The organism is Oleiphilus sp. HI0061, from assembly GCF_001635675.1.
In genome coordinates, this window is record NZ_LWFE01000527.1 from 1 (window position 1) to 921 (window position 921).

Genomic DNA, 921 nt, shown 5'->3' on the forward strand with positions numbered 1-921 from the left:
TCTGTAGTGAAGCCGCGAATTGCTATTGCTTCGGCACCACCCCAAGTAGGGTAACTTGCCACGGAAGGAACACTTTCCAGCACATCACTTAAGCGTTTTGCTCCTGTTTTTTGCCAGTCATTTTCGGTCAGAAGAGATACGCTAGACGCTGCGTCCAGCTCTGACTCTTCAAATACTGATGCAACAGTTACTTTGAGGTTCATTAAGTCCTGAATGGACATTTGGACTGTGTGATCGAGATAATGAGGTAATGTATAAAGCGGCACCACTACATGATATTGGGAAGATCGCTATCCCTGATCATATCCTTAACAAGCCTGGTAAGCTAACACCTCAAGAGTGGGAGGTTATGCAGTCTCATGCCCAGATCGGTTACGATATACTTTCGACGTCTGACTTAGAGGTCTTGCGAGCGGGCGCGCTCATTGCAGGTGGGCATCACGAGAACTGGGACGGTTCAGGCTATCCAAACGGTATTGCGGGTGAAGATATTCATATCTTTGCGCGAATTGCTTCGGTGGCAGATGTGTTCGATGCGCTGGTGAATCGTCGATGCTATAAACAAGCTAGGTCTATAGACGAGACATTAAACTTCTTCAAAGAGATGAAAGGCACTAAGTTCGAGCCGCGTTTGGTTGATTTATTACTCGATACCCAAGAAGAGCTAATGAAAATTCAAGAGGCGCATGCCGATTAGGCATGCGCATACGATACTAGGTTTTACGCTTAGAATGCTAAGGCAAAGCCTAGTAGTATCGATAGAGTAGCGAGACCGGATGCAACAATGATTGTCGCCATTGCCTTGTCTTGTTTGGCTGCATCAGAACGAGTAAACGACGCTCTATCTTCGAAGGTCATTTGTTTTAGCGGTGCAGCTAGCATTGGCTTCATTTCGTTATCAACTAAAATTGAATCGTTGGC

3 protein-coding genes are annotated in these 921 nt (G+C 45.9%); 1 reads left to right on the forward strand and 2 read right to left on the reverse strand.

All coding sequences use genetic code 11. The annotated features are described in order from the left end of the window. On the reverse strand, positions 1–203 hold a 203-nt coding region (locus tag A3735_RS06930; protein ID WP_197485723.1), incomplete at its 3' end, for a TonB-dependent receptor plug domain-containing protein. 23 nt (positions 204–226) lie between these two features. On the opposite strand from A3735_RS06930, the gene A3735_RS06935 reads away from it, so the two are divergent. Beyond that, complete coding sequence (locus A3735_RS06935) at positions 227–697, forward strand: HD-GYP domain-containing protein (RefSeq protein WP_082907151.1); 471 nt, start codon at positions 227–229, stop codon at positions 695–697. 29 nt (positions 698–726) lie between these two features. Here the strand turns inward: A3735_RS06935 and A3735_RS30430 are convergent. Next, on the reverse strand, positions 727–921 hold a 195-nt coding region (locus tag A3735_RS30430; RefSeq protein ID WP_197485724.1), incomplete at its 5' end, for a hypothetical protein.